Origin of the sequence: Bradyrhizobium sp. HKCCYLRH3099 (assembly GCF_051167855.1) — a bacterium.
GTDB lineage: Bacteria > Pseudomonadota > Alphaproteobacteria > Rhizobiales > Xanthobacteraceae > Bradyrhizobium.
On record NZ_JBNPTW010000004.1, the window covers coordinates 248,187 to 265,590 of the forward strand.

Genomic DNA, 17,404 nt, shown 5'->3' on the forward strand with positions numbered 1-17,404 from the left:
TCGCGATGAGCGTCTCCGAACCCTTCATCCGCCGGCCGATCGCGACGTCGCTGCTCGGCGTCGCGCTCCTGATCGGCGGTCTGCTCGGCTATCTCGCATTGCCGGTGTCGGCGTTGCCGCAGGTCGACTTCCCGACGGTGCAGGTCACAACGCAGTTGCCGGGCGCCAGCCCCGACGTGATCGCATCGCTGATCACGGCGCCGCTGGAACGGCAGCTCGGTCAGATTCCGTCGCTGTCGGTGATGAACTCCACGAGCTCGTTCGGCGTCAGCCAGATCTCGCTGCAGTTCGATCTCGGACGCGACATCGACGGCGCCACGCAGGACGTGCAGGCCGCCATCAACGCCGCCGCCGGCGTGCTGCCGAAGACGCTGCCCTATCCGCCGACCTACGCCAAGGTCAATCCGGCCGACGCGCCTGTCATGACGCTGGCGCTGACGTCGGACACGGTGTCCCTGCGCGCGATGAGCGACATGGCCGACACCATCCTGGCGCAGCGGCTGAGCCAGGTGTCCGGTGTGGGCCGGGTCTCGGTGCTCGGCGGATTGAAGCCGGCGGTGCGCGTGCAGGCCGATCTGGCGAGGCTCGCCGCCTACGGCATCTCGATGGAAGATCTGCGCGCGGCCATCGCCGGCGCCAACGTCTCGGGGCCGAAGGGCTCGCTGGACGGCGCGCAGCAGGCCTATCTGATCACCGCCAACGACCAGATCGGCGCCGCCGACGCCTACAAGCCGATCATCATCGCCTATCGCAACGGCTCGCCGGTCACGATCGGCGACGTCGCGACCATCGTCGATGGGCTGGAGAACGATCGCACCGGCGGCTGGTACCAGGGCGTGCCGGCCGTGATCCTCGATATCCAGCGCCAGCCCGGCGCCAATGTCATCGAGGTCGTCCGGCAGATCCGGGCCGAGATTCCCAAGCTGCAGCGGACGATCCCTGCCGGCGTCAAGCTCGCCATCGTCAGCGACCGCACGGTGACGATCCGCGCTTCGGTGCATGACGTGCAATTCACCCTGGTGCTGAGTGTCGTGCTCGTGACGCTGGTGGTGCTGCTGTTCCTGCGCTCGATGCGCGCCACGATCATTGCCGGCGTTGCGCTGCCGTTGTCGCTGATCACGAGCTTCGGCATCATGTATTTCGCCGGCTTCAGCCTCGACAACCTGTCGCTGATGGCGCTGACGATCGGCACCGGCTTCGTCGTCGACGATGCGATCGTGATGATCGAGAACATCGTGCGCCACATGGAGAATGGCGAGAGCGCGATGAGCGCCTCGCTAACAGGCGCGCGCGAGATCGGGTTCACGGTGATCTCGCTGACGGTGTCGCTGATCGCGGTGTTCATCCCGCTTTTGTTCATGTCCGGGCTCGTCGGCCGCATGTTCCGCGAATTCGCGCTGACGCTGACGATTGCCGTGGTGACATCGGCGGTGGTGTCGCTGACCCTGACGCCGATGATGTGCTCGCGGCTGCTCAAGCACGCCAACGAGGAATGGGTGCTGCCGGGGCTGAACGCCATCAGCCGCTTCATCGACCGCACCATCGTCGTCTATCACCGCAGCCTGCTGTGGGTGCTGGACCGCCAGACCGAAACGCTGGTGGTGACCTTCGCAACGCTCGCGGCGACCCTGGCGCTCTACATCGTCGCGCCGAAGGGCTTCCTGCCGATGCAGGACACCGGCTCGATCACCGCCGTGACTGAGGCGGGGCCGGACGTGTCGTTCGCGGAGATGAGCCGGCGGCAATCCGAGATCTCTGCCGCGATCCAGGCCGATCCCGACGTCGTCGGCGTCGTCTCGGTGATCGGCGCCGGCTCGGTCAACCCGACCACCAATGTCGGCCGTCTGGTCCTGACCTTGAAGCCGCTCGGCGAACGCAAGGACGGCGTGGCCGAGGTGATCGAAAGGCTGAAGCAGAAGATCTCCGGCGTGCCCGGCATGACCGTGTACTTCCAGCCGGTCCAGGACGTACAGATCTCGACGCAGGCGAGCCGCTCGCAATATCAGTACACGCTGACCGGCGCCGATGCCGCCGAGGTCTCGAAATGGGCGCGGCAGCTCGTTGCCGAGATGCGGCGCGATCCGCTGTTCCGTGACGTCTCCTCGGAAGCGCAGGAGGGCGGCCTGCGGGCCGAGCTGACGATCGACCGCCAGCGCGCCGGCCAGCTCGGCGTCAGCCTGCAGGCCGTGACCGACACGCTCAACGATGCCTTCGCGCAGCGCCAGATCTCCACCATCTACGGCCAGGCCAATCAGTACCGCGTGGTGCTGGAGGCGCTGCCGATGTATCAGCGCGATCCCTCGATCCTGTCCAAGCTCTATCTGCCGGGAGCAGGGGGACAGGTGCCCCTGTCGGCGGTGGCGACTCTCAAGCGCACCACGACGCCGCTCGCGATCTCGCACCAGGCGCAATTCCCGGCGGTGTCGCTCAGCTTCAACCTCGCGCCCGGCGCGGCGCTGAGCGAGGCGGTGGACGCGCTGCACGCCACTGAGAACCGCATCGGCATGCCCGGCAGCATCATCGGCGTGTACTCGGGCGATGCCGCCGAGTTTGCCAAGTCGCTCGCCGGGCAACCGTGGCTGCTGCTCGCCGCCGTGATCACCATCTACATCGTGCTCGGCGTGCTTTATGAGAGCTACATCCACCCGATTACGATCCTCTCGACGCTGCCTTCCGCCGGCGTCGGCGCCATCCTGGCGCTGATGCTGTTCGGCCAAGATCTGTCGGTCATCGGCCTGATCGGCATCATTCTCTTGATGGGCATCGTCAAGAAGAACGCGATCATGATGATCGACTTTGCGCTGGAGGCCGAGCGGCACGAGAACCGCACGCCGACCGACGCGATCGTGCAGGCCTGCCTGCTGCGCTTCCGCCCGATCATGATGACGACGCTGGCCGCGCTGTTCGGCGCGCTGCCGCTGGCGATCGAGAGCGGCACCGGCTCGGAACTGCGCTTCCCGCTCGGCATCTCCATCATCGGCGGCCTGCTGCTGAGCCAACTGCTGACGCTGTACACGACGCCGGTGATCTATCTCGCGCTCGACCGCATCAACCGCCGCTTCGAGCGCGCGCTGCCGCCTGCGCCGGACCTGCCGTCGCCACCGATCGCGGGCGCCACCGAAGGCATCCAGTGATGGCCTCGATTTCCGAGCCGTTCATCCGCCGGCCGGTCGGCACCACGCTGCTCTCGATCGGCCTGTTCCTGATCGGGATCGTCGCCTACATCTTCCTGCCCGTCGCGCCGGTGCCGAATGTGGATTTCCCCTCGATCTTCGTCAGCGCCTCGCGGCCCGGCGCCGATCCCTCGGTCATGGCGGCGACGGTCGCAGCGCCGCTGGAGCGGCGGCTCGGCGAGATCGCGGGGGTCGACCAGATCACTTCGACGAGCTCGCTCGGCACCACCAACATCCAGATCCAGTTCTCGATCGGCCGCGACATCGACAAGGCGGCGCGGGACGTGCAGGCCGCGATCAACGCCTCGCTGTCGGATCTCCCCAGCGATCTTCCGGCGCTGCCTCGCTTCCGCAAGGCGAACACGGCGGCCGCGCCCGTGTTCGTGCTGGCGCTGACCTCGAAGACGATGACGCCGAGCGCGATGTACGACGTCGCCGACACCGTGCTGGCGCAGCGGCTGTTCCAGGTGCCGGGTGTCGGCAACGTCACCGTCAGCGGCGCCGATCAGCCGGCGGTTCGGATCGCGCTCAATCCGGTGTCGCTCGCGAACGCAGGCATTGCGACCGACGACGTCCGGACCGCCATCGTCAACGCCAATCCGATCGGCCCGGTCGGCATCTTCGAGGGCGGGCGGCAGAGCGAGACCATCGCGGTCAACCGGCAGATGCGGACCGCGGCCGAATTCCGCGACATTCTGATCAAGAGCAGCAATGGCAGCTTCGTGCGCCTGTCCGACGTAGCCGATGTCGAAGACTCCGTGCGCAACGTGCGCTCGATCGCCTGGTTCAACAAGCAGCCGGCGGTGCTGATCCAGATCGCCAAGCAGGGCGATGCCAACGTCATCGAGACCGTCGACCGCGTCAAGGCGCTGATCCCCGAGCTCAAGCAGTGGATACCGGCCGGCATCGAGATCTCGACGCTCATCGACCGCACCGGCACCATCCGCGCCTCGGTCGAGGACATGCAATGGACCCTGCTGGCGACCGCCGTGCTGGTGATGGTCGTCGTGTTCGTGTTCCTGCGCCGTCTCGTCCCGACGGTTGCGGCCGGCGTCTCGGTGCCGCTGGCGCTGGCCGGCACCTGTGCCGCGATGTGGCTCGCCGGCTTCTCGATCGACAATCTCTCGCTGATGGCGCTCGCGATCTCGGTCGGCTTCGTCGTCGACGACGCTATCGTGATGATCGAGAACATGTACCGCAATCTCGAGCATGGCCTGTCGCCGATGCGGGCCGCGCTCGACGGCGCCCGCCAGATCGGCTTCACGGTGCTGTCGATCAGCCTGTCGCTGATCGCGGCCTTCGTGCCGCTGATCTTCATGGACGGCGTGGTCGGCCGCCTGCTGCGCGAATTCTCTCTGACGCTGACCTTTGCCATCGTGGTGTCGACCCTGGTGTCGCTGACGGTGACGCCGATGATCTGCGCGCACTACATCAAGGAGACCTTGTCCGACCGCGCCACCTGGTTCGACCGGATCATCGAGGGCACGCTGTCCGGCATGGTGCGCTTCTACGCCTGGACCTTGCGCGGCGTGCTGCTCTACCCGTTGCTGACCCTGATCGTCTTCTTCGCCACGATCGCGCTGACGGTGACGCTCTACATCAAGGTCCCCAAGGGCTATTTCCCGACCGACGATTCCGGCTTCATCATCGGCGCGACGCGCGCCTCGGCGGACATCTCGTTCCAGTCGATGCTCGGCCTGCAGCAGCGGCTCGCCGATATCGTGATGGCCGATCCGGCCGTGGCTGGGCTCGGCTCGACTATCGGCGGCGGCGGCGGGCCGGGCGGCGCCACCTCGAACCGCGGCACGATGTTCATCAACCTCAAGCCGCCCGCGGAGCGCGATGGCGTCTCCACCGAGCTCGTGATCAACCGACTCCGCCGCAGCCTTGCCATGGTGCCCGGCATTCGGCTGTTCATGTTCGCCGCACAGGACGTGCGCACCGGCGGCCGGCAGAGCGATTCCGACTATCAGTACACGCTGAGCAGCCCCGACCTCGATCTCCTGCAGAAATGGGCGCCGATCGTCGCCAAGCGGCTGGAGACGGTGGAGGGCATCACCGACATCTCCAGCGACCGCGATCCCGGGGGGCTGCAACTCGCGCTCAAGATCGACCGGCAGAAGGCGTCGAGCCTCGGCGTCCGCGTCCAGGACATCGACAACGCACTCAACAACGCGTTCGCGCAGCGCCAGATCTCGATCATCTACAGCCAGCGCAACCAGTACATGGTGGTGCTGGAGATCGATCCGAAATTCCAGACCGATCCGTCGAATCTCGATCGCATCTATGTCGCGGGGGCAGGGGACGCGCAGGTCCCGTTGTCGGCGCTGGTCAAGGCCGAGCGCGGCCTGTCGCCGCTCGCGGTCTTCCACTCGCAATCATTCCCGTCGACCACCGTGTCGTTCAACCTGCTGCCGGATGTGCCCCTGGAGGCCGCGACCGCCAATGTCCAGCGCGCGGTCGACGAGCTGCACATGCCCGAGGGCATCCGCGGCGGCTTCGACGGCAATGCCGGCGACTTCAACAAGGGCAGCGGCCGCCAGCCGCTGCTGATCCTGTTCGCGCTGGCCGCGATGTATATCGTGCTCGGCGTGCTCTATGAGAGCCTGGCGCATCCGCTGACCATCATCTCGACCTTGCCGTCCGCGGGGCTCGGCGCGCTCTTGGCGTTGCAGGTCACCAATACGCCGCTGACCGTGATCGCCTTCGTCGGCATCATCCTCCTGATCGGCATCGTCAAGAAGAACGGCATCATGCTGGTCGACTTCGCGCTCGAGGCCGAGCGCCAGCATGGTATGTCCTCGGCGGATGCGATCTTCGAGGCCTGCCGGGTGCGCTTCCGCCCGATCCTGATGACCACCTTGGCGGCGCTGTTCGCCGGCCTGCCGCTGGTGGTCGCGACCGGTCCCGGCACCGAGCTGCGCCGGCCGCTCGGCATCACCATCATCGGCGGACTCCTGGTGTCACAGATCCTGACGCTCTACACGACGCCGGTCATCTACCTGCTGATCGACCGCCTGCGCCGCCGCTCCGCGCCGGAGCCGTTGGCCGCTCCCGCCGAATGAGCCGTTGTGGTGGTCGCCATGGGCGCGTATAGGCGCGCCATGTCCGACCAGCCCCACGACCTTCCGCCGCTCGCCGCCGAGCCGCCGCCCGATTGCCCGCATTGCCAGAAGCCGCTGCCGCTGTGCATCTGCGACAGCGTCACGCCGCTGGAGAGCCGGCTCGGGCTCCTGATCCTGCAGCATCCGCAGGAGCAGGACCGCGCGCTCGGCACGGCTCGGCTCGCCGCGCAGCACTTCGAGAATGCGGTGGTGAAGGTCGGACTGTCCTGGCCGAGCCTCGCCAAGGCGCTGGGCCGGCCCGTCGACGATCCCTCACGCTGGGCGATTCTCTATCTCGGCTCGGCCAAGGCGGCCGAGCTCGATCCCGAGAGCGAGGTCGTCGCGCTGACCCGCAAGGGCGAGGTCGCCGAGAACCAGCGCGGCATCCTCAAATCCATTGAGGGCGTCATCCTGCTCGACGGCACCTGGAGCCAGGCCAAGGCGCTGTGGTGGCGCAATCCCTGGATGCTGAAGTGCCAGCGCGTGATCCTCGGCCCGCGCCGTCCCTCGCGCTATGGGCACCTGCGGCGCGAGCCGCGCAGCGACGGGCTATCGACGATCGAGGCGGCTGGCCTGCTGATGGCGGCCCTGGAACGGCGCCCTGAGATCGCGGTGACCCTCGAAGCGAGCTTCGAGCGCATGCTGAAGCGGTATCAAGAGGTGGAAAAGGCCCATCCGGAGCTGACGCCGCGGCCCAAGCCCCGTGGCAAGCCGGATTGGCGCCGCCGTAAACGCCGGCTTTAGGAACCGGGGGTACGCTTCTTGCATTGCAGCATGGAAAAGGATGAGAGCCATGCAGGAAGCGGAAAAGACCAATGTGGTGCAGTTCCGGGATTACGCGCCGCGCTTGGCCGGGCGGTCGAGCGCTGATCGAGCCAATGTGTCGGCAGGCGGGCGCGGAGAGGTGGTGGCTTGGCCGCGAACCCAGGCCGCCTATCCCGGCGGCATCGACGACCTGCCCGTGTAACGCCGTCGCCCCGGCGTCACGGATGGTCTAACCGCTTGATTTGATTGAGTGGAGGCCACGACCAGAATTGAACTGGTGTAAACGGTTTTGCAGACCGCTGCGTAACCACTCCGCCACATGGCCCCAACGCGGAGGATCGATACAGCAGATCAATGGGTTAGGCAACCGGCTTGTTTCGTTCTGCAGGGCATTTCTGAAACTCGCCGGCCGCGTGAGTTCTGAAACTGGTGTTCGCGGTCTGTGCTGTCAGGTGCGCAGTCTTGTCACGTTCTGCTGGCCAACGTCATGACCAGCGCAGGCTTGGTGCATCTCGACACAATGGCCTGTCGCGCCGGCGAAGTTGATCGGGCCATCAAGATTGACGATGCCCCGAATCGGGCTCTCGCCCCGATATTCTCCGTAGGAGAACGTGACCTTGAGCTCTGTGACGGTCATGGGCCTATCCTTCGCGCCGTGAACCGGGGAAAACGACCAGGATCACCAGGACCGCGATGATGAACGCGGGAAGCGCCCAAAGCGCAAATTCGGCGCGTTCGATTGCGACATCGTAGAGCCGTACCGTTTCACTCCAATCATTGGTCGTGCTCATCTCGGTTTCCTCTCCGTTGACGCGCAGGCACGGCCATTACCCCGCCGCCCCGATCTTGTGCGCGTAGCGCTTGCGCGTGGCAGCCAAAGCGCGCTCTTCCGTCCGCTTCGCATAGCCCTCATAGGCCTTGCTCTTGTGGGCCGACAAAGCGCGGCCCTGGCCGTCGGTGAGGCCGGCTTCCTCGAGCTCGGTCATGCCGCCGTGGCGGCAGGCGTCGAGGGTGAAGGTGGCGGGGAGGCCGAGGCGGTCGCGCAAGGACCGCACCAGGCGGGCCATGCTCATGCTGTCCCATTTGCGCGGGCCCAGGGGTTGCGGGCGGTCGCGCATGACGATCCCGAGGCCGAGCTGCGGGACCTTGGCCAGCACGGCCTCGGCCTCCTCGTAGAACAGGGTGCGGCCCTCGGGCGTGGTCTCCTCGAGCGGGTGCAGCACCATCTCGCCGGTCTTGTGGTGCTCGATCCGGATCATGCCGGGGGCGCGCGGGCCGCGGTAGTCGTTCCAGGTGACGTAGCCCGCCAGCACGTTCTCCGGCCGCTGCAGCCATTCAAAGCAGATCACGGCGGCCGCGGCGGCGTCGGGGTGGCCGGCCTCGACCGCGCCCCAGGCGAAGGCATAGACCTCCTCGCGGGTCGCGGCGGCCTTGGTGGCCTTGCGCCGCCGCGTCATCGCGACGCCTTCCCAGGGGTTCCAGACGGGCGCGCGGAAGTGGCCGGGGTGCAGCCGGTGGACGACGATCCAGGCGTGGCGCGCGATCGCGACGACCTTCTCGGCGGTGCGCGGGCGCTCGATTTTGCCCTTGCGGGCCGGGGTGTCGCGCACGGTGGCGTAGAGCTTGTCGGCGGCCTCGGGCGTGATGCTCGCGACCATGCGGTCGCCGATGCGGGTGCCGCTCTTGCCCTTGATGTTGCAGAGCAGGTGGATGGTGCGCTCATGGTCCGGCGCGGTGCGCGCCGAGACGCTCTCGCGCCAGTCGTTGGAGGCGCGGTAGGTCTCGAACAGCCAGTCCACGGTGCCGGCGGCGGCGCGCGTGACGGCCGCGGGCGGCGCGCCGCGGCGGGCCTGGTCCCATTCATCGAACAGGCCGTTGAGCGTTGCGGCCTGCCGCAGCATCGCGTCATAGTCGGCGCCGAGCGCGGTGTCGTGGGTCGCATGCAGGGTGCAGCCGAGCTTGCGGTAGTAGCTCGGCAGGGTCCAGTAGAACCGGATGCCGCCGGCGACAGGCTTCTGCGTCACGAAGCGGGGCAGCGCGCGGGCCATGGTCACAGATCCAGGGCGACGTCCGCCCCGATGTCGTGGTCGGGTGCGGGTTGGATCGCCCGGTCCAGATCCGCCTTCGCCCATATCTGCCGGCGCCCCTGTTTGACGACCGGCGCGGGATAGGTGCCGCGCCGGACCTGGCCGAGGAAAGCATCAACCGACACCTCGCCGCAATAGGCGGCGGCGGTCGCGGCGGGCATCCGGGGTGGCCACAGGCCGGCGGGGAGGGTGGCGGGGCGGGTCATGGGGTGGGGTGCTCAACAGTGCCAAGGAAGCAGGGGCGCTGAAATAGCGGCCTCTCGCTTTGCTTTGTTTTCAATCGCGTCAACGGCGTCATTGATGCCTTGCAGGTATGCCGATGCTAGGATGATCGGCAGCGGGCTTTCGCTGTACTGCATCACGCGAAACAGGAACTCAGTACGACGTTTCGCGAGGTCGACGAACGGAGCCGGTATGTCGACCATCTCCGATCTTGTGACTGGTCTAGGTGCCATTGTCGCCCCACTTGATCGCACCGCGCGCGCCGCCACCGCGCACGATGTCGCCACAGGGGATGCACACGGGTCCGTCTCCAGGACCACCCATTCCATCGATACAACCGCCGCATAGGCCGCATGTGATGAGAGCAGCAGTCCGCATCACAAATTGTCCAGGCTTCACGTCGGGGATCGTGACGCGCTTCAGCTCGTAATATTCAACAGGCATCTCTCTGTCCTTCTTCGGTCACGACCCGCAGCTCGCCTTGATCTCGATCTGCCGCAACAGATCGTCGAGCGTTGCGGCCAGCGTCTTCTGCTCCAGGCCTGCGCGGCCGCCGATCTTGTCGGCGAGCGCGTGGCTCACCAGCGACAGCTTCTTGAGTGCCACGAGCTCGATGCCGGTAATCGAGACGGCGATCGTGATTGTATCCGTCAAGCCAATCAAGGGTGCGGTCATGCGGCGCGGCTTTCGTTGCGAGGCTGATCGAAACGGACGTGGCGGCCGTCGGGGCCGACCATCTCCAGCTCGTGCGGGACGCGGCGGCATTCGGCTTCGGCTTCCTCGCGCGTGTATTTGCCGGCGTTGATGCGGTCGGAGGTGTAGCCGCTGTATTGCGCGCGATAGAACAGCTGATGATCGCGCGCCCAGATCATGTAGGTCGGCGCGGCGCCGAACAGGATGGTCTTGAGCCTCTCGGCGCGGGAAAAATCCATGCGCTCGACGGCGCGCGCCAGCTCCTGCTCCAGCCGCGTGCGCCGCCGCCGCGCATTGAGCTTGATCCGGAGATTCCGCGGCGGCTGGGCTGAGAGCTCGAAGCAGGCGACATTGCGCAGCTCGCCGCCCGCGATCACCCACCACATGTTGTTGAGATGGTAGAACGCCGTGCCGCGCAGGATCCGGCCGGCGAGGTCGGTGAGCCAGACGGTCTGGCCCTGATCGAGCAGGGCGCCGTCCTTGGTGCGGCGGTTGTCGTCGGTGTGCCATTGCGGGCGGCCGAGCGTCTTGTCGGTGTGGCGGCAGGAGGCGTAGGTCTCGGCGATGCGCTGCATCGGCGGCAGGCCGCGGGTGCTGCGGCGCTTCACCGTCACCGGCGCCAGCGTGTCAAGCCAGGCGGCGATGCGCCTGAACTCCAGCTCGACGCGGAGCCGGTCGAGATAGGCCATGCGGCCGAGCTTGTCGGAATCGTAGCGTCGGCCGTTGGGATTGATCTGCGGCGCGGTGTCGGACCAGAACTCGACCTTGACCGCGCAGCCCGTGATCTCGATGTCGCAATGCAGGGTGCCGCGCGTGCCGAGCCGGTGGTCCTTGCTGATGCAGCGATGGTGCTTCAGGACCTGCGGATCGGCCCGGATGCGCCAGCCGCGGCGCGACATGGCGCGCAGCAGCGGGGCATAGATCTCGCTGCGCAACGAGGCATCGTGGGCGTCCTGCCAGATGCCGAAATGAGTGTCGTAGATATTGATCGCGAGCGGCGGGCGCATGGGTATCTCCGGGTGTCAGGCGAAGCGGTCGGCGAGCATGCCGTAGAGGCCGAGCAGGGCGATGAAGGCGATCACGGCCACCACGAACCAGAAGCAGCCGCGCGGGACGGCTTCGCTCTTGGTGTGGCCGTTGACCGGGCCGATGGGGTCGTCGTCGTCGATCATCGGCTGGTCTCCTCGATCGCCATCTGGTGCTCGGCCTTGTCGTCGATGGCTTCGCCGACGGCGGCGATGAGCGCGGCGGCCGCCGCGAGGCCGTAGACGGCGAGCGCCGCCAGTGCGGCGAGGCGCATCGGCTTGCTGAGGGAGCGGAGCCCGGTCATCCGCGCGGCTCCTCGAGGTTGGCGGGCGCGGCGCCGACTCTGTCCGGCTGCGGCCAGGCGCCGAGGAACTGCTGCATCAGCGCCTCGCTGGAAAAGCCGAACCAGGTCCAGCCATTGACGGTCGCGTGTCCACGCTGCCAGTCGCCGGATCGACCATGGATTGGCGAGGCCTGCTCGCCGAACGCATCGTAACACCAGTGCAGGATGTTGTTTTCGCGCACCTCGCCGCAACGGCCGGTGTAGACCTCGACCATCCATGGCACAGGCGTCCAGACCTCGCGCATCAGCGCGTCGCGCTCGGCGTCGCCGCTGTTGAACGCCATGGTGCGGCGGAACAGATCAGTTGCCATGATGGCTCTCGCGGCTGAGTTCGTCGAGGTCGATGGGCGGCTGGCCGAGCGCGTCGGTGACCATGCGCTTGAGGATCGTGCGGTCGAGATCGGTCACGGCGCGGGCGAGGTTGATCTTGGCCCAGCCGAAGCCGAACTCGATGGTCGGCCGCGGCCCGGCGGCGGCTGCGCCATTTGGCGGAGGCGCGGCGGGCGACGGGGTGGCGGTTTCAGGTTGAGAACTCCGAGCAAGCCCAATGTATGATGCAAGCGCGGAGCGAGCCACTAGCGCGGCTTCTTGGCAGTTGGTGCAGTATGTGTTTTTGGAGATGCTTTTCAGCTTGTCACTGAGAACGGCAATCCTAGCCTCAATGTCGGCTTCTGCCGGAGACTGCGTAGCGCGGGCGCTGATGTAGTTTGCCACCGCCTTGAGTTGACCGGAGCGGACGCTATCGACCATCATGTCGGCTTGATCGCGCAGCCATTCGACAGCCTGGTCGCGCCAAGCCGGCGATGGCTCTGCATGAGCACCATAGTTCGGGTCATGCATTTGCTGCCAAAGATCAAGAACCTTTTCCCAGCCGTGCATCTGGCGGATATCGTTCATCAAGCTTGTCGGTATTAGTTCGTATCCCTCGACCAGCAACGACGGGCGTTCCTCCAAACCAACGGAGGAATCGCAGAAGCCGCCATCAATTGCGATCGGAACGTTCTTGTCCTCGACCTCACAGTAGAGGCCATCTTGCAGCAGGCGCTGCAGATGACGGCTATCTGGCGCTTCTTGGGCATGAACTGCGGCGGCGCCAATTGGCGCAGGCTCCCCGGCGCCGACGTCGCGGGACGCATCACCCGTAATCTTGCTCTCATCGCTCATGGTCGGCTCGTGTCGGTTCGAGAGGAAGCGCGCGGCGGTTGCGGATCCGGGTCGTGGCCGATGCAGGCGCGCTTGATGCCGCATTGGCTGCAGACCGCGTAGACCGGCGGGCCGCTCGGTGGCGTGGCGCTGCGCGGTGCGCAGTCGTCGCAGAGAGGCGGCGTCATCGTCGCGGTGTGCGGGTCGCTCGCCGGCATGTCCGGCCGCCTCCTGAAGGGGTGGCCCCCAACGCTTGCGGTGAGCGCCGAGGGCCGGTCGTTCAATTTGGAAGGGTGTTTTGAGATGAAGGATTGCATGCGAGACGGGATATCGCGGCCGACAGCGCGGCATCGGTCCTCCCGTCTCATGGGGCCATGGCGTCTCCTGTGGTCGTGGGTGGCTTGACCGCGACCACGCGGTCGCCGCAGATCTCGGCGCGGCGGTTGTCGACCAGGCGGGCCACGACCGCATCGGAGATGCGTTTCGTGCCGAAGCGCCAGCCGCCGCGCGGGCACCGCTCGAAGGGGCTGAGGTCGAGCAGGCGGAGGTGATTGAAGCGTGTGCCGCGGGCCATTAGCGTTTCCCGCGGGCAAGCTTCGTCTGCAGACGTGCAACCTGCCGGCGGAGATCGGCGATCTCCGTCCCAGCCCAATATGTCCCCTTCTGCTTGATCTCGGCGCGCGCAGCGTCATCCTCTGCAATCTCGCGCCGGATCGATTCATCAAGGGCTTTGACGAACAACGTCGCAAGCGCGTCCACTGCTGTCTGATGGCTCATGTCCGGCTCCCGTGATTAGTCGAAGCGGCAATTGGTGGTGTGGGCGGCGATCGATCCGCGCGCGCATTCCGGCGGGCGGGGCTCGATGCCGAAGCTGAGGGCGGCGGCGCCGACGAACAGCACGGCGCTGGCGGCGGCGATGGCGAGGCAGATGCGCTGGGCTCTCATGATGGCTCCGTGCTCGATGCGATGGCGGCGACATGGCGGGCCATCGCGATGTCCGTGTCCTTGCCGGCGCGGCAGGCCGCGCCAATGAGAAAGCCGAGGCAGGCGCCGAGGCTGGCGCTCGCCAGACAAAGCAGCAGCGTCATCCGTGCCGCTCCTTCGGTGCCGCGGCGTAGAGCTCACGGGCGCGTGCCATGGCGCGGTCGACCAGGCGGATGATGTCGCCCTGGCCGTGGCCGCGGCCGGACAAGGTGCGGATCGCGGCGCTTTCGCTGCCGAACGCGCCGTAGCGCACGAGGTCCTGCGCCATGACAGCGATTTTGGCGGCGGTGAAGGGATCGGGGTGTGGGCCGGCGCTCACTCCACTCCCCCGGTCGTCATGCCCGGGCTTGACCCGGGCATCCATCCGCTGCGCGTCAAGCGGGATGGATCGCCGGGTCAAGCCCGGCGATGACGACTGAGGATGAGGCTCGGCCATCGCTTCACTGACGGCATCGAGCGTGCGGTCGAGGCTGGCGTCATTGGACGTACAGGGATGGCGGTGGCCGGAGAGCAGGCCGCAGGCCGGGCAAGGGATGTGCGCGATCGCGCCGCCGAGACCGAGCTTGCGGCGCGCCTCGGCGATGGCGTCGTCGGCGAGCAGCTCGACGTCGAGCCCGGCATAGTCGCGGGCGTAAAGCATGCGGCGGACGGTGTCACGGTGATCGAGCGCGCTCGGCTCGCCATGGTCGTCGAGGCCGGCGGCCCAGGCGACGAGGTCGCGAACCATGTTCGCCTTGACCGCATCGCGCCGCGCCCCGGCGGACACCGGCGGGCCATCCACGATGTAGCAGCGGGGAGCAATCATCGGAATTCCCTCAAAAAAAGCGGCGGCCGGGCGTTGGATCGGTGGGGGATCGGACCCGGCCGCCAGTCAGGGAGGAACGGGAGCGATTACAGCGACGGGCCGGCGAGGCGCTGCGCCAGCGCGCGGGCGTCGGGCGCGTGCAGCTTGATCTGCGCCGCCGTGAACCCCTTCTGCAGCAGGTCGGCTTCAGTGATCCCCGTGCCGCAGGCGGCGGCCTCGCGCATGTCCTCGGCCATGCGCGTGATCAGCCGGTCGCTGAGCAGCGTGGCGCGCGGCGGTGTCAGGGCGCTGGCGATATAGGCGGGGATGGCAGGACGATCAGGCTGCCGCCGCGCGCGGCCGGGCAGGCGGTTACAGAGACGGTAGGAACGGCGCATCGGGCTTCCCCATCGGTTGTCGATGGGGGTGGATTATGCATTTCGCATAATTACTGTCAATGCAAAATGTATAATTCTATTTTCGGCCTATCTTGGCTTGGGCCGGGCGGGCCGCGGCGGGGTCGGCGGCGTGCAGTCGTAGTCCCACTCGAAACCGATGCGCGTGATCGGCCGGGCCATCGTCAAGCGGCAGCCTGGGCCGCGGGTCGCGTCGAGGTGGGTCATGGCCGCTTGGGCGTAGGGGGAGGCTTCGGGATTGGATGCGACGATGCCTGCACTCAGCCCGCGCACGAAGCCGGCGGCGGCCGTGCCGGCGAGCTCTGTCGTCTGCACCATGATCTTCGGCTTGGAGCGATGCAGCCAGACGGAAAACGTCTGTTCGCGCTCGCCGACCATGATGGGAACGCTGGCGCTCGGCGGGTCATCGCCCCATTCGTCGGTGACGCGTTGCATCTCAACGAAGTCGGCGGGGCCGCCGGATGCAAGAAGGGCCTGTTTGGTGGGCGCGCAGCCGGTCAGCGAGGCGCCGAGGGTGAGCGAGATGCAGGCAACAGCAAGGGACCTCATTTCGGCACCATATGCTTGACCCGGGCGGCCCATTCGAGCCGGACGTCCAAGATCGGAGGTTCCGTCTGTGAAAGCAAGTGGAATAAGCCCTTTCCGGCCTTGCTGCGCTGGACCTTCTTGATCAGCACGCGGCCATCCTCGAGGCCGACGACGCAGAGCTTGTTCATCACGGAATCGCCGGGCGGGCGGCGAACGTCGTCATAGAACACCAGCCAACGGTCGAAGAACGAGCCCAGGCTGTCGCCCCGGATCTCGACCGATACCGTCTGGTCGCTCGATCCGTCCGGCGCCGGCACGTAATCGAGCGGCTCTTCCTGTGCGTAGAAATGAGTTTGAGCGCCGGCTGACACGTAGCCGACCAGTGGCACCTGGCGCTCTTCGGCCGGCGGCGTCTTGCGCTGCTGAGGGCCGCGGCCGGTCAGGAGCCATTCCAGGGAGACGTCGAATTTGCGGGCGTAGCGCTCGGCTGCTGCCTGGCGCAGTCCGCGCGACCCGTTCTCGTGGCCGAGATAGGTCGGGCCGGCCACGCCGAGCGCCTCGGCGGCGGCGGAGGCCGTGGGATACCCCGCCGCCTTTCGAGCAGCGGTCAGGCGTTCATGGATTTCCGTCATGAATGCAAAATGCATAGGAAACCTATGCGTGAGGCATTGACGGTCATTATGCGAAACGCATAGTTGCCTCATGGACGCATCACTGATTCGACAAGCGCGCGAGCAGGTCGGGGAGAGCCAAGCGGCTTTCGCCCAGCGCTTCGGCGTCGACCAGAGCACCGTGCATCGCTGGGAGACCGACGGGCCACCGGCGCGGGGCGCTGCACGCCGGATGCTGGAGCGCGAGCTGCAGGCCATTGCGGATGAGAAGGCGTCGTCGGGTGATGAGGGTGCATTGCCATGACCCGCAAGGTATCGGCCGACCATCGCCGCCGTCGATCCGCCGTCGTCAGCGGCGCAACTGATTATTTCCGCCTGTGGATAACGCCGCGCACTGATGTCGCGACGGCGCAGCAGGCGCGCTGTGCACGGCTGTGGAGAAGTGCATCCGGGGCTGCATTTCAAGGGGTTTTCGTGACGGCCGGAGGGCGGGCGTGAGTGCGCCGACCGTGACGATCGAGGTCTATGCGGACGTCGATCCGCGGCGGCGCCGGGCGTTCGTGCGCGAGACCGCCGACGGCCTGGCGCAGTTGCACGCCTTCCACCGCATCGCCTTCGCGATGCTGTTCGCCGACACCACTGCGCGGCCGGGCTTTCGCGAAGTCATCGACAATCTGCACTGGGACGAGATGCGCTGAGGCGCGAGGGGGCGGGGATGATCCACGACGGTGACGGACCCATGGTGCTGCTGCTCGGCGCCTATCTGCTGCTCGCGGTGATCGCGACCCTGGTGCTGCTCTGGGACAACGCGCATGCGATGGCGCCGGGCGAGGAGCCGCCGTGGCCGCTCGGCGACGTCCCCGAGGTGCCGTGGGATGTCCGCGCTGCGCGCGACAACGCCCGGTTCGAACGGATGAACGGGGTTCTCTGAGCCATGGCGGGGGCAGGGGGCAATGACCGCGCCGCTTCGGGCGCTCGCCGAGCCGTCGCCGGTCGCGGCCAAGGTGACGTCGCTTGCAGACATCGATCTGTCTGCGACGCCATGGCGGCGGATCTGGCTGTCGGAGCGGCGCGAGCTGTGGACACTGGTCGATGCCTGCGATCACGCCTGGCTGTCGGAGCACAATTGGAACGTCTGGCACGGCGGCGCGCGCGGGCAGTGGAAGCACTACGCCAAGCGCAATGTGGGGCCGGACCGCGCCACGGTGCGGATGCATCGCGAGATCATGATGCTGGCCGAGCCGCGCCCGCGGCGCTTCATGGCCGTCCATCACGTCGACCACATCAACGGCAACAGCCTGGACAATCGCCGCGCGAATTTGCGCTGGGCGACGCCAGCCGAGAACGCCGCCAACCGCCGCGGGCGCGCGTTCATTCCGCCGCTCGACGTCATCCTGCGCCAGCTGCTCGCGTCGCTGCCGGGCGAGGGCGCGGAGATTCCGTTCTGACTGAGAAGTGGGTCGAGGGCGAGCCGCGCGAATGCGACGGCTCATGCTGGGACCGTTTGCCGCCGCTGGTGAAGGCT

The 17,404-nt window shown here is 67.1% G+C and carries 27 protein-coding genes and 1 tRNA gene; 8 read left to right on the top strand and 20 right to left on the bottom strand.

Features of this window, described 5'->3' with window-relative positions; genetic code table 11:
- Window positions 1-5 precede the first annotated feature (5 nt).
- From ACQR1Y_RS11865 to ACQR1Y_RS11880, 4 genes are read left to right on the top strand one after another with little or no spacing between them, the layout of a single operon-like run.
- Complete coding sequence (locus ACQR1Y_RS11865) at window positions 6-3,134, top strand: efflux RND transporter permease subunit (RefSeq protein ID WP_434877333.1); 3,129 nt, start codon at window positions 6-8, stop codon at window positions 3,132-3,134.
- Window positions 3,134-6,238: an efflux RND transporter permease subunit gene (locus ACQR1Y_RS11870; RefSeq protein WP_434877334.1), complete on the top strand. Its 3,105-nt coding sequence runs from the start codon at window positions 3,134-3,136 to the stop codon at window positions 6,236-6,238. The genes ACQR1Y_RS11865 and ACQR1Y_RS11870 overlap by 1 nt, the downstream gene beginning before the upstream one ends.
- 39 nt (window positions 6,239-6,277) lie before the next feature.
- On the top strand, window positions 6,278-7,021 hold the full coding sequence (locus tag ACQR1Y_RS11875; protein WP_434877335.1) for a tRNA-uridine aminocarboxypropyltransferase: 744 nt from the start codon (window positions 6,278-6,280) through the stop codon (window positions 7,019-7,021).
- 49 nt (window positions 7,022-7,070) lie between these two features.
- A complete protein-coding gene (locus ACQR1Y_RS11880; RefSeq protein ID WP_434877336.1) occupies window positions 7,071-7,244 on the top strand; it encodes a hypothetical protein in 174 nt (57 codons plus the stop codon).
- 49 nt (window positions 7,245-7,293) lie between these two features.
- Here ACQR1Y_RS11880 and ACQR1Y_RS11885 read toward each other — a convergent pair.
- The 20 genes from ACQR1Y_RS11885 to ACQR1Y_RS11980 form a co-directional block, all read right to left on the bottom strand.
- A tRNA-Cys gene (locus ACQR1Y_RS11885) sits at window positions 7,294-7,367 on the bottom strand.
- A 123-nt stretch (window positions 7,368-7,490) separates the two neighbouring features.
- Window positions 7,491-7,679, bottom strand: coding sequence for a hypothetical protein (locus ACQR1Y_RS11890; RefSeq protein WP_434877337.1), 189 nt, complete (start codon window positions 7,677-7,679; stop codon window positions 7,491-7,493).
- A gap of 4 nt (window positions 7,680-7,683) precedes the next feature.
- A complete protein-coding gene (locus ACQR1Y_RS11895) occupies window positions 7,684-7,833 on the bottom strand; it encodes a hypothetical protein (protein WP_434877338.1) in 150 nt (49 codons plus the stop codon).
- Window positions 7,834-7,869: 36 nt separating this feature from the next.
- On the bottom strand, window positions 7,870-9,090 hold the full coding sequence (locus ACQR1Y_RS11900; RefSeq protein WP_434877339.1) for a hypothetical protein: 1,221 nt from the start codon (window positions 9,088-9,090) through the stop codon (window positions 7,870-7,872).
- 2 nt (window positions 9,091-9,092) lie between these two features.
- A complete protein-coding gene (locus ACQR1Y_RS11905) occupies window positions 9,093-9,335 on the bottom strand; it encodes a hypothetical protein (RefSeq protein WP_434877340.1) in 243 nt (80 codons plus the stop codon).
- Between the two features lie 12 nt (window positions 9,336-9,347).
- Window positions 9,348-9,554, bottom strand: coding sequence for a hypothetical protein (locus ACQR1Y_RS11910; RefSeq protein ID WP_434877341.1), 207 nt, complete (start codon window positions 9,552-9,554; stop codon window positions 9,348-9,350).
- Window positions 9,555-9,813: 259 nt separating this feature from the next.
- Complete coding sequence (locus ACQR1Y_RS11915; RefSeq protein WP_434877342.1) at window positions 9,814-10,026, bottom strand: hypothetical protein; 213 nt, start codon at window positions 10,024-10,026, stop codon at window positions 9,814-9,816.
- Window positions 10,023-11,051, bottom strand: a complete 1,029-nt coding sequence (locus ACQR1Y_RS11920) for a hypothetical protein (protein WP_434877343.1) — start codon at window positions 11,049-11,051, stop codon at window positions 10,023-10,025. Before ACQR1Y_RS11920 ends, ACQR1Y_RS11915 begins: the two co-directional genes overlap by 4 nt.
- A gap of 15 nt (window positions 11,052-11,066) precedes the next feature.
- Window positions 11,067-11,216: a hypothetical protein gene (locus tag ACQR1Y_RS11925; protein ID WP_434877344.1), complete on the bottom strand. Its 150-nt coding sequence runs from the start codon at window positions 11,214-11,216 to the stop codon at window positions 11,067-11,069.
- A complete protein-coding gene (locus ACQR1Y_RS11930) occupies window positions 11,213-11,374 on the bottom strand; it encodes a hypothetical protein (RefSeq protein WP_434877345.1) in 162 nt (53 codons plus the stop codon). The genes ACQR1Y_RS11925 and ACQR1Y_RS11930 overlap by 4 nt, the downstream gene beginning before the upstream one ends.
- Window positions 11,371-11,724, bottom strand: coding sequence for a hypothetical protein (locus tag ACQR1Y_RS11935; protein WP_434877346.1), 354 nt, complete (start codon window positions 11,722-11,724; stop codon window positions 11,371-11,373). The genes ACQR1Y_RS11930 and ACQR1Y_RS11935 overlap by 4 nt, the downstream gene beginning before the upstream one ends.
- Window positions 11,714-12,577, bottom strand: a complete 864-nt coding sequence (locus ACQR1Y_RS11940; RefSeq protein WP_434877347.1) for a hypothetical protein — start codon at window positions 12,575-12,577, stop codon at window positions 11,714-11,716. The genes ACQR1Y_RS11935 and ACQR1Y_RS11940 overlap by 11 nt, the downstream gene beginning before the upstream one ends.
- A gap of 343 nt (window positions 12,578-12,920) precedes the next feature.
- The gene (locus ACQR1Y_RS11945; protein ID WP_434877348.1) at window positions 12,921-13,130 is read right to left on the bottom strand and encodes a hypothetical protein; all 210 of its coding nucleotides are present in this window, start codon (window positions 13,128-13,130) and stop codon (window positions 12,921-12,923) included.
- Window positions 13,130-13,333, bottom strand: coding sequence for a hypothetical protein (locus ACQR1Y_RS11950; protein ID WP_434877349.1), 204 nt, complete (start codon window positions 13,331-13,333; stop codon window positions 13,130-13,132). Before ACQR1Y_RS11950 ends, ACQR1Y_RS11945 begins: the two co-directional genes overlap by 1 nt.
- 15 nt (window positions 13,334-13,348) lie before the next feature.
- Window positions 13,349-13,501, bottom strand: a complete 153-nt coding sequence (locus ACQR1Y_RS11955; protein WP_434877350.1) for a hypothetical protein — start codon at window positions 13,499-13,501, stop codon at window positions 13,349-13,351.
- Window positions 13,498-13,644 carry a hypothetical protein gene (locus tag ACQR1Y_RS11960; protein WP_434877351.1) on the bottom strand — a complete coding sequence of 49 codons (147 nt, stop codon included), beginning with the start codon at window positions 13,642-13,644 and terminating at the stop codon, window positions 13,498-13,500. Before ACQR1Y_RS11960 ends, ACQR1Y_RS11955 begins: the two co-directional genes overlap by 4 nt.
- Window positions 13,641-14,345 carry a hypothetical protein gene (locus ACQR1Y_RS11965; protein ID WP_434877352.1) on the bottom strand — a complete coding sequence of 235 codons (705 nt, stop codon included), beginning with the start codon at window positions 14,343-14,345 and terminating at the stop codon, window positions 13,641-13,643. Before ACQR1Y_RS11965 ends, ACQR1Y_RS11960 begins: the two co-directional genes overlap by 4 nt.
- An 86-nt stretch (window positions 14,346-14,431) precedes the next feature.
- Window positions 14,432-14,722 (bottom strand): hypothetical protein, encoded by a 291-nt coding sequence (locus tag ACQR1Y_RS11970; RefSeq protein ID WP_434877353.1) that lies wholly within the window; start codon window positions 14,720-14,722, stop codon window positions 14,432-14,434.
- Window positions 14,723-14,809: 87 nt separating this feature from the next.
- On the bottom strand, window positions 14,810-15,175 hold the full coding sequence (locus tag ACQR1Y_RS11975; protein WP_434877354.1) for a hypothetical protein: 366 nt from the start codon (window positions 15,173-15,175) through the stop codon (window positions 14,810-14,812).
- A gap of 110 nt (window positions 15,176-15,285) precedes the next feature.
- Window positions 15,286-15,900 (bottom strand): XRE family transcriptional regulator, encoded by a 615-nt coding sequence (locus ACQR1Y_RS11980; protein ID WP_434877355.1) that lies wholly within the window; start codon window positions 15,898-15,900, stop codon window positions 15,286-15,288.
- Between the two features lie 70 nt (window positions 15,901-15,970).
- On the opposite strand from ACQR1Y_RS11980, the gene ACQR1Y_RS11985 reads away from it, so the two are divergent.
- The 4 genes from ACQR1Y_RS11985 (at window position 15,971) to ACQR1Y_RS12000 (ending at window position 17,327) form a co-directional block, all read left to right on the top strand.
- On the top strand, window positions 15,971-16,183 hold the full coding sequence (locus ACQR1Y_RS11985) for a helix-turn-helix domain-containing protein (RefSeq protein WP_434877356.1): 213 nt from the start codon (window positions 15,971-15,973) through the stop codon (window positions 16,181-16,183).
- A 190-nt stretch (window positions 16,184-16,373) separates the two neighbouring features.
- A complete protein-coding gene (locus ACQR1Y_RS11990) occupies window positions 16,374-16,577 on the top strand; it encodes a hypothetical protein (RefSeq protein WP_434877357.1) in 204 nt (67 codons plus the stop codon).
- Window positions 16,578-16,594: 17 nt separating this feature from the next.
- The gene (locus tag ACQR1Y_RS11995) at window positions 16,595-16,810 is read left to right on the top strand and encodes a hypothetical protein (protein WP_434877358.1); all 216 of its coding nucleotides are present in this window, start codon (window positions 16,595-16,597) and stop codon (window positions 16,808-16,810) included.
- 22 nt (window positions 16,811-16,832) lie between these two features.
- Window positions 16,833-17,327, top strand: a complete 495-nt coding sequence (locus ACQR1Y_RS12000) for an HNH endonuclease (protein WP_434877359.1) — start codon at window positions 16,833-16,835, stop codon at window positions 17,325-17,327.
- Window positions 17,328-17,404 lie beyond the last annotated feature (77 nt).

Bases quoted from the DNA above. Each gene is read 5' to 3' on its own strand.
- ACQR1Y_RS11900 (WP_434877339.1), bottom strand. From the start codon at position 9,090: ATGGCCCGCGCGCTGCCCCGCTTCGTGACGCAGAAGCCTGTCGCCGGC.
- ACQR1Y_RS11890 (WP_434877337.1), bottom strand. From the start codon at position 7,679: ATGACCGTCACAGAGCTCAAGGTCACGTTCTCCTACGGAGAATATCGG.
- ACQR1Y_RS11925 (WP_434877344.1), bottom strand. From the start codon at position 11,216: ATGATCGACGACGACGACCCCATCGGCCCGGTCAACGGCCACACCAAG.
- ACQR1Y_RS11985 (WP_434877356.1), top strand. From the start codon at position 15,971: ATGGACGCATCACTGATTCGACAAGCGCGCGAGCAGGTCGGGGAGAGC.
- ACQR1Y_RS11975 (WP_434877354.1), bottom strand. From the start codon at position 15,175: ATGCAACGCGTCACCGACGAATGGGGCGATGACCCGCCGAGCGCCAGC.
- ACQR1Y_RS11960 (WP_434877351.1), bottom strand. From the start codon at position 13,644: ATGACGCTGCTGCTTTGTCTGGCGAGCGCCAGCCTCGGCGCCTGCCTC.
- ACQR1Y_RS11935 (WP_434877346.1), bottom strand. From the start codon at position 11,724: ATGGCAACTGATCTGTTCCGCCGCACCATGGCGTTCAACAGCGGCGAC.
- ACQR1Y_RS11895 (WP_434877338.1), bottom strand. From the start codon at position 7,833: ATGAGCACGACCAATGATTGGAGTGAAACGGTACGGCTCTACGATGTC.
- ACQR1Y_RS11965 (WP_434877352.1), bottom strand. From the start codon at position 14,345: ATGATTGCTCCCCGCTGCTACATCGTGGATGGCCCGCCGGTGTCCGCC.
- ACQR1Y_RS11915 (WP_434877342.1), bottom strand. From the start codon at position 10,026: ATGACCGCACCCTTGATTGGCTTGACGGATACAATCACGATCGCCGTC.
- ACQR1Y_RS11970 (WP_434877353.1), bottom strand. From the start codon at position 14,722: ATGCGCCGTTCCTACCGTCTCTGTAACCGCCTGCCCGGCCGCGCGCGG.
- ACQR1Y_RS11955 (WP_434877350.1), bottom strand. From the start codon at position 13,501: ATGAGAGCCCAGCGCATCTGCCTCGCCATCGCCGCCGCCAGCGCCGTG.
- ACQR1Y_RS11950 (WP_434877349.1), bottom strand. From the start codon at position 13,333: ATGAGCCATCAGACAGCAGTGGACGCGCTTGCGACGTTGTTCGTCAAA.
- ACQR1Y_RS11920 (WP_434877343.1), bottom strand. From the start codon at position 11,051: ATGCGCCCGCCGCTCGCGATCAATATCTACGACACTCATTTCGGCATC.
- ACQR1Y_RS11930 (WP_434877345.1), bottom strand. From the start codon at position 11,374: ATGACCGGGCTCCGCTCCCTCAGCAAGCCGATGCGCCTCGCCGCACTG.
- ACQR1Y_RS11945 (WP_434877348.1), bottom strand. From the start codon at position 13,130: ATGGCCCGCGGCACACGCTTCAATCACCTCCGCCTGCTCGACCTCAGC.
- ACQR1Y_RS11880 (WP_434877336.1), top strand. From the start codon at position 7,071: ATGCAGGAAGCGGAAAAGACCAATGTGGTGCAGTTCCGGGATTACGCG.
- ACQR1Y_RS11870 (WP_434877334.1), top strand. From the start codon at position 3,134: ATGGCCTCGATTTCCGAGCCGTTCATCCGCCGGCCGGTCGGCACCACG.
- ACQR1Y_RS12000 (WP_434877359.1), top strand. From the start codon at position 16,833: ATGACCGCGCCGCTTCGGGCGCTCGCCGAGCCGTCGCCGGTCGCGGCC.
- ACQR1Y_RS11905 (WP_434877340.1), bottom strand. From the start codon at position 9,335: ATGACCCGCCCCGCCACCCTCCCCGCCGGCCTGTGGCCACCCCGGATG.
- ACQR1Y_RS11875 (WP_434877335.1), top strand. From the start codon at position 6,278: ATGTCCGACCAGCCCCACGACCTTCCGCCGCTCGCCGCCGAGCCGCCG.
- ACQR1Y_RS11980 (WP_434877355.1), bottom strand. From the start codon at position 15,900: ATGACGGAAATCCATGAACGCCTGACCGCTGCTCGAAAGGCGGCGGGG.
- ACQR1Y_RS11940 (WP_434877347.1), bottom strand. From the start codon at position 12,577: ATGAGCGATGAGAGCAAGATTACGGGTGATGCGTCCCGCGACGTCGGC.
- ACQR1Y_RS11910 (WP_434877341.1), bottom strand. From the start codon at position 9,554: ATGGTCGACATACCGGCTCCGTTCGTCGACCTCGCGAAACGTCGTACT.
- ACQR1Y_RS11865 (WP_434877333.1), top strand. From the start codon at position 6: ATGAGCGTCTCCGAACCCTTCATCCGCCGGCCGATCGCGACGTCGCTG.
- ACQR1Y_RS11995 (WP_434877358.1), top strand. From the start codon at position 16,595: ATGATCCACGACGGTGACGGACCCATGGTGCTGCTGCTCGGCGCCTAT.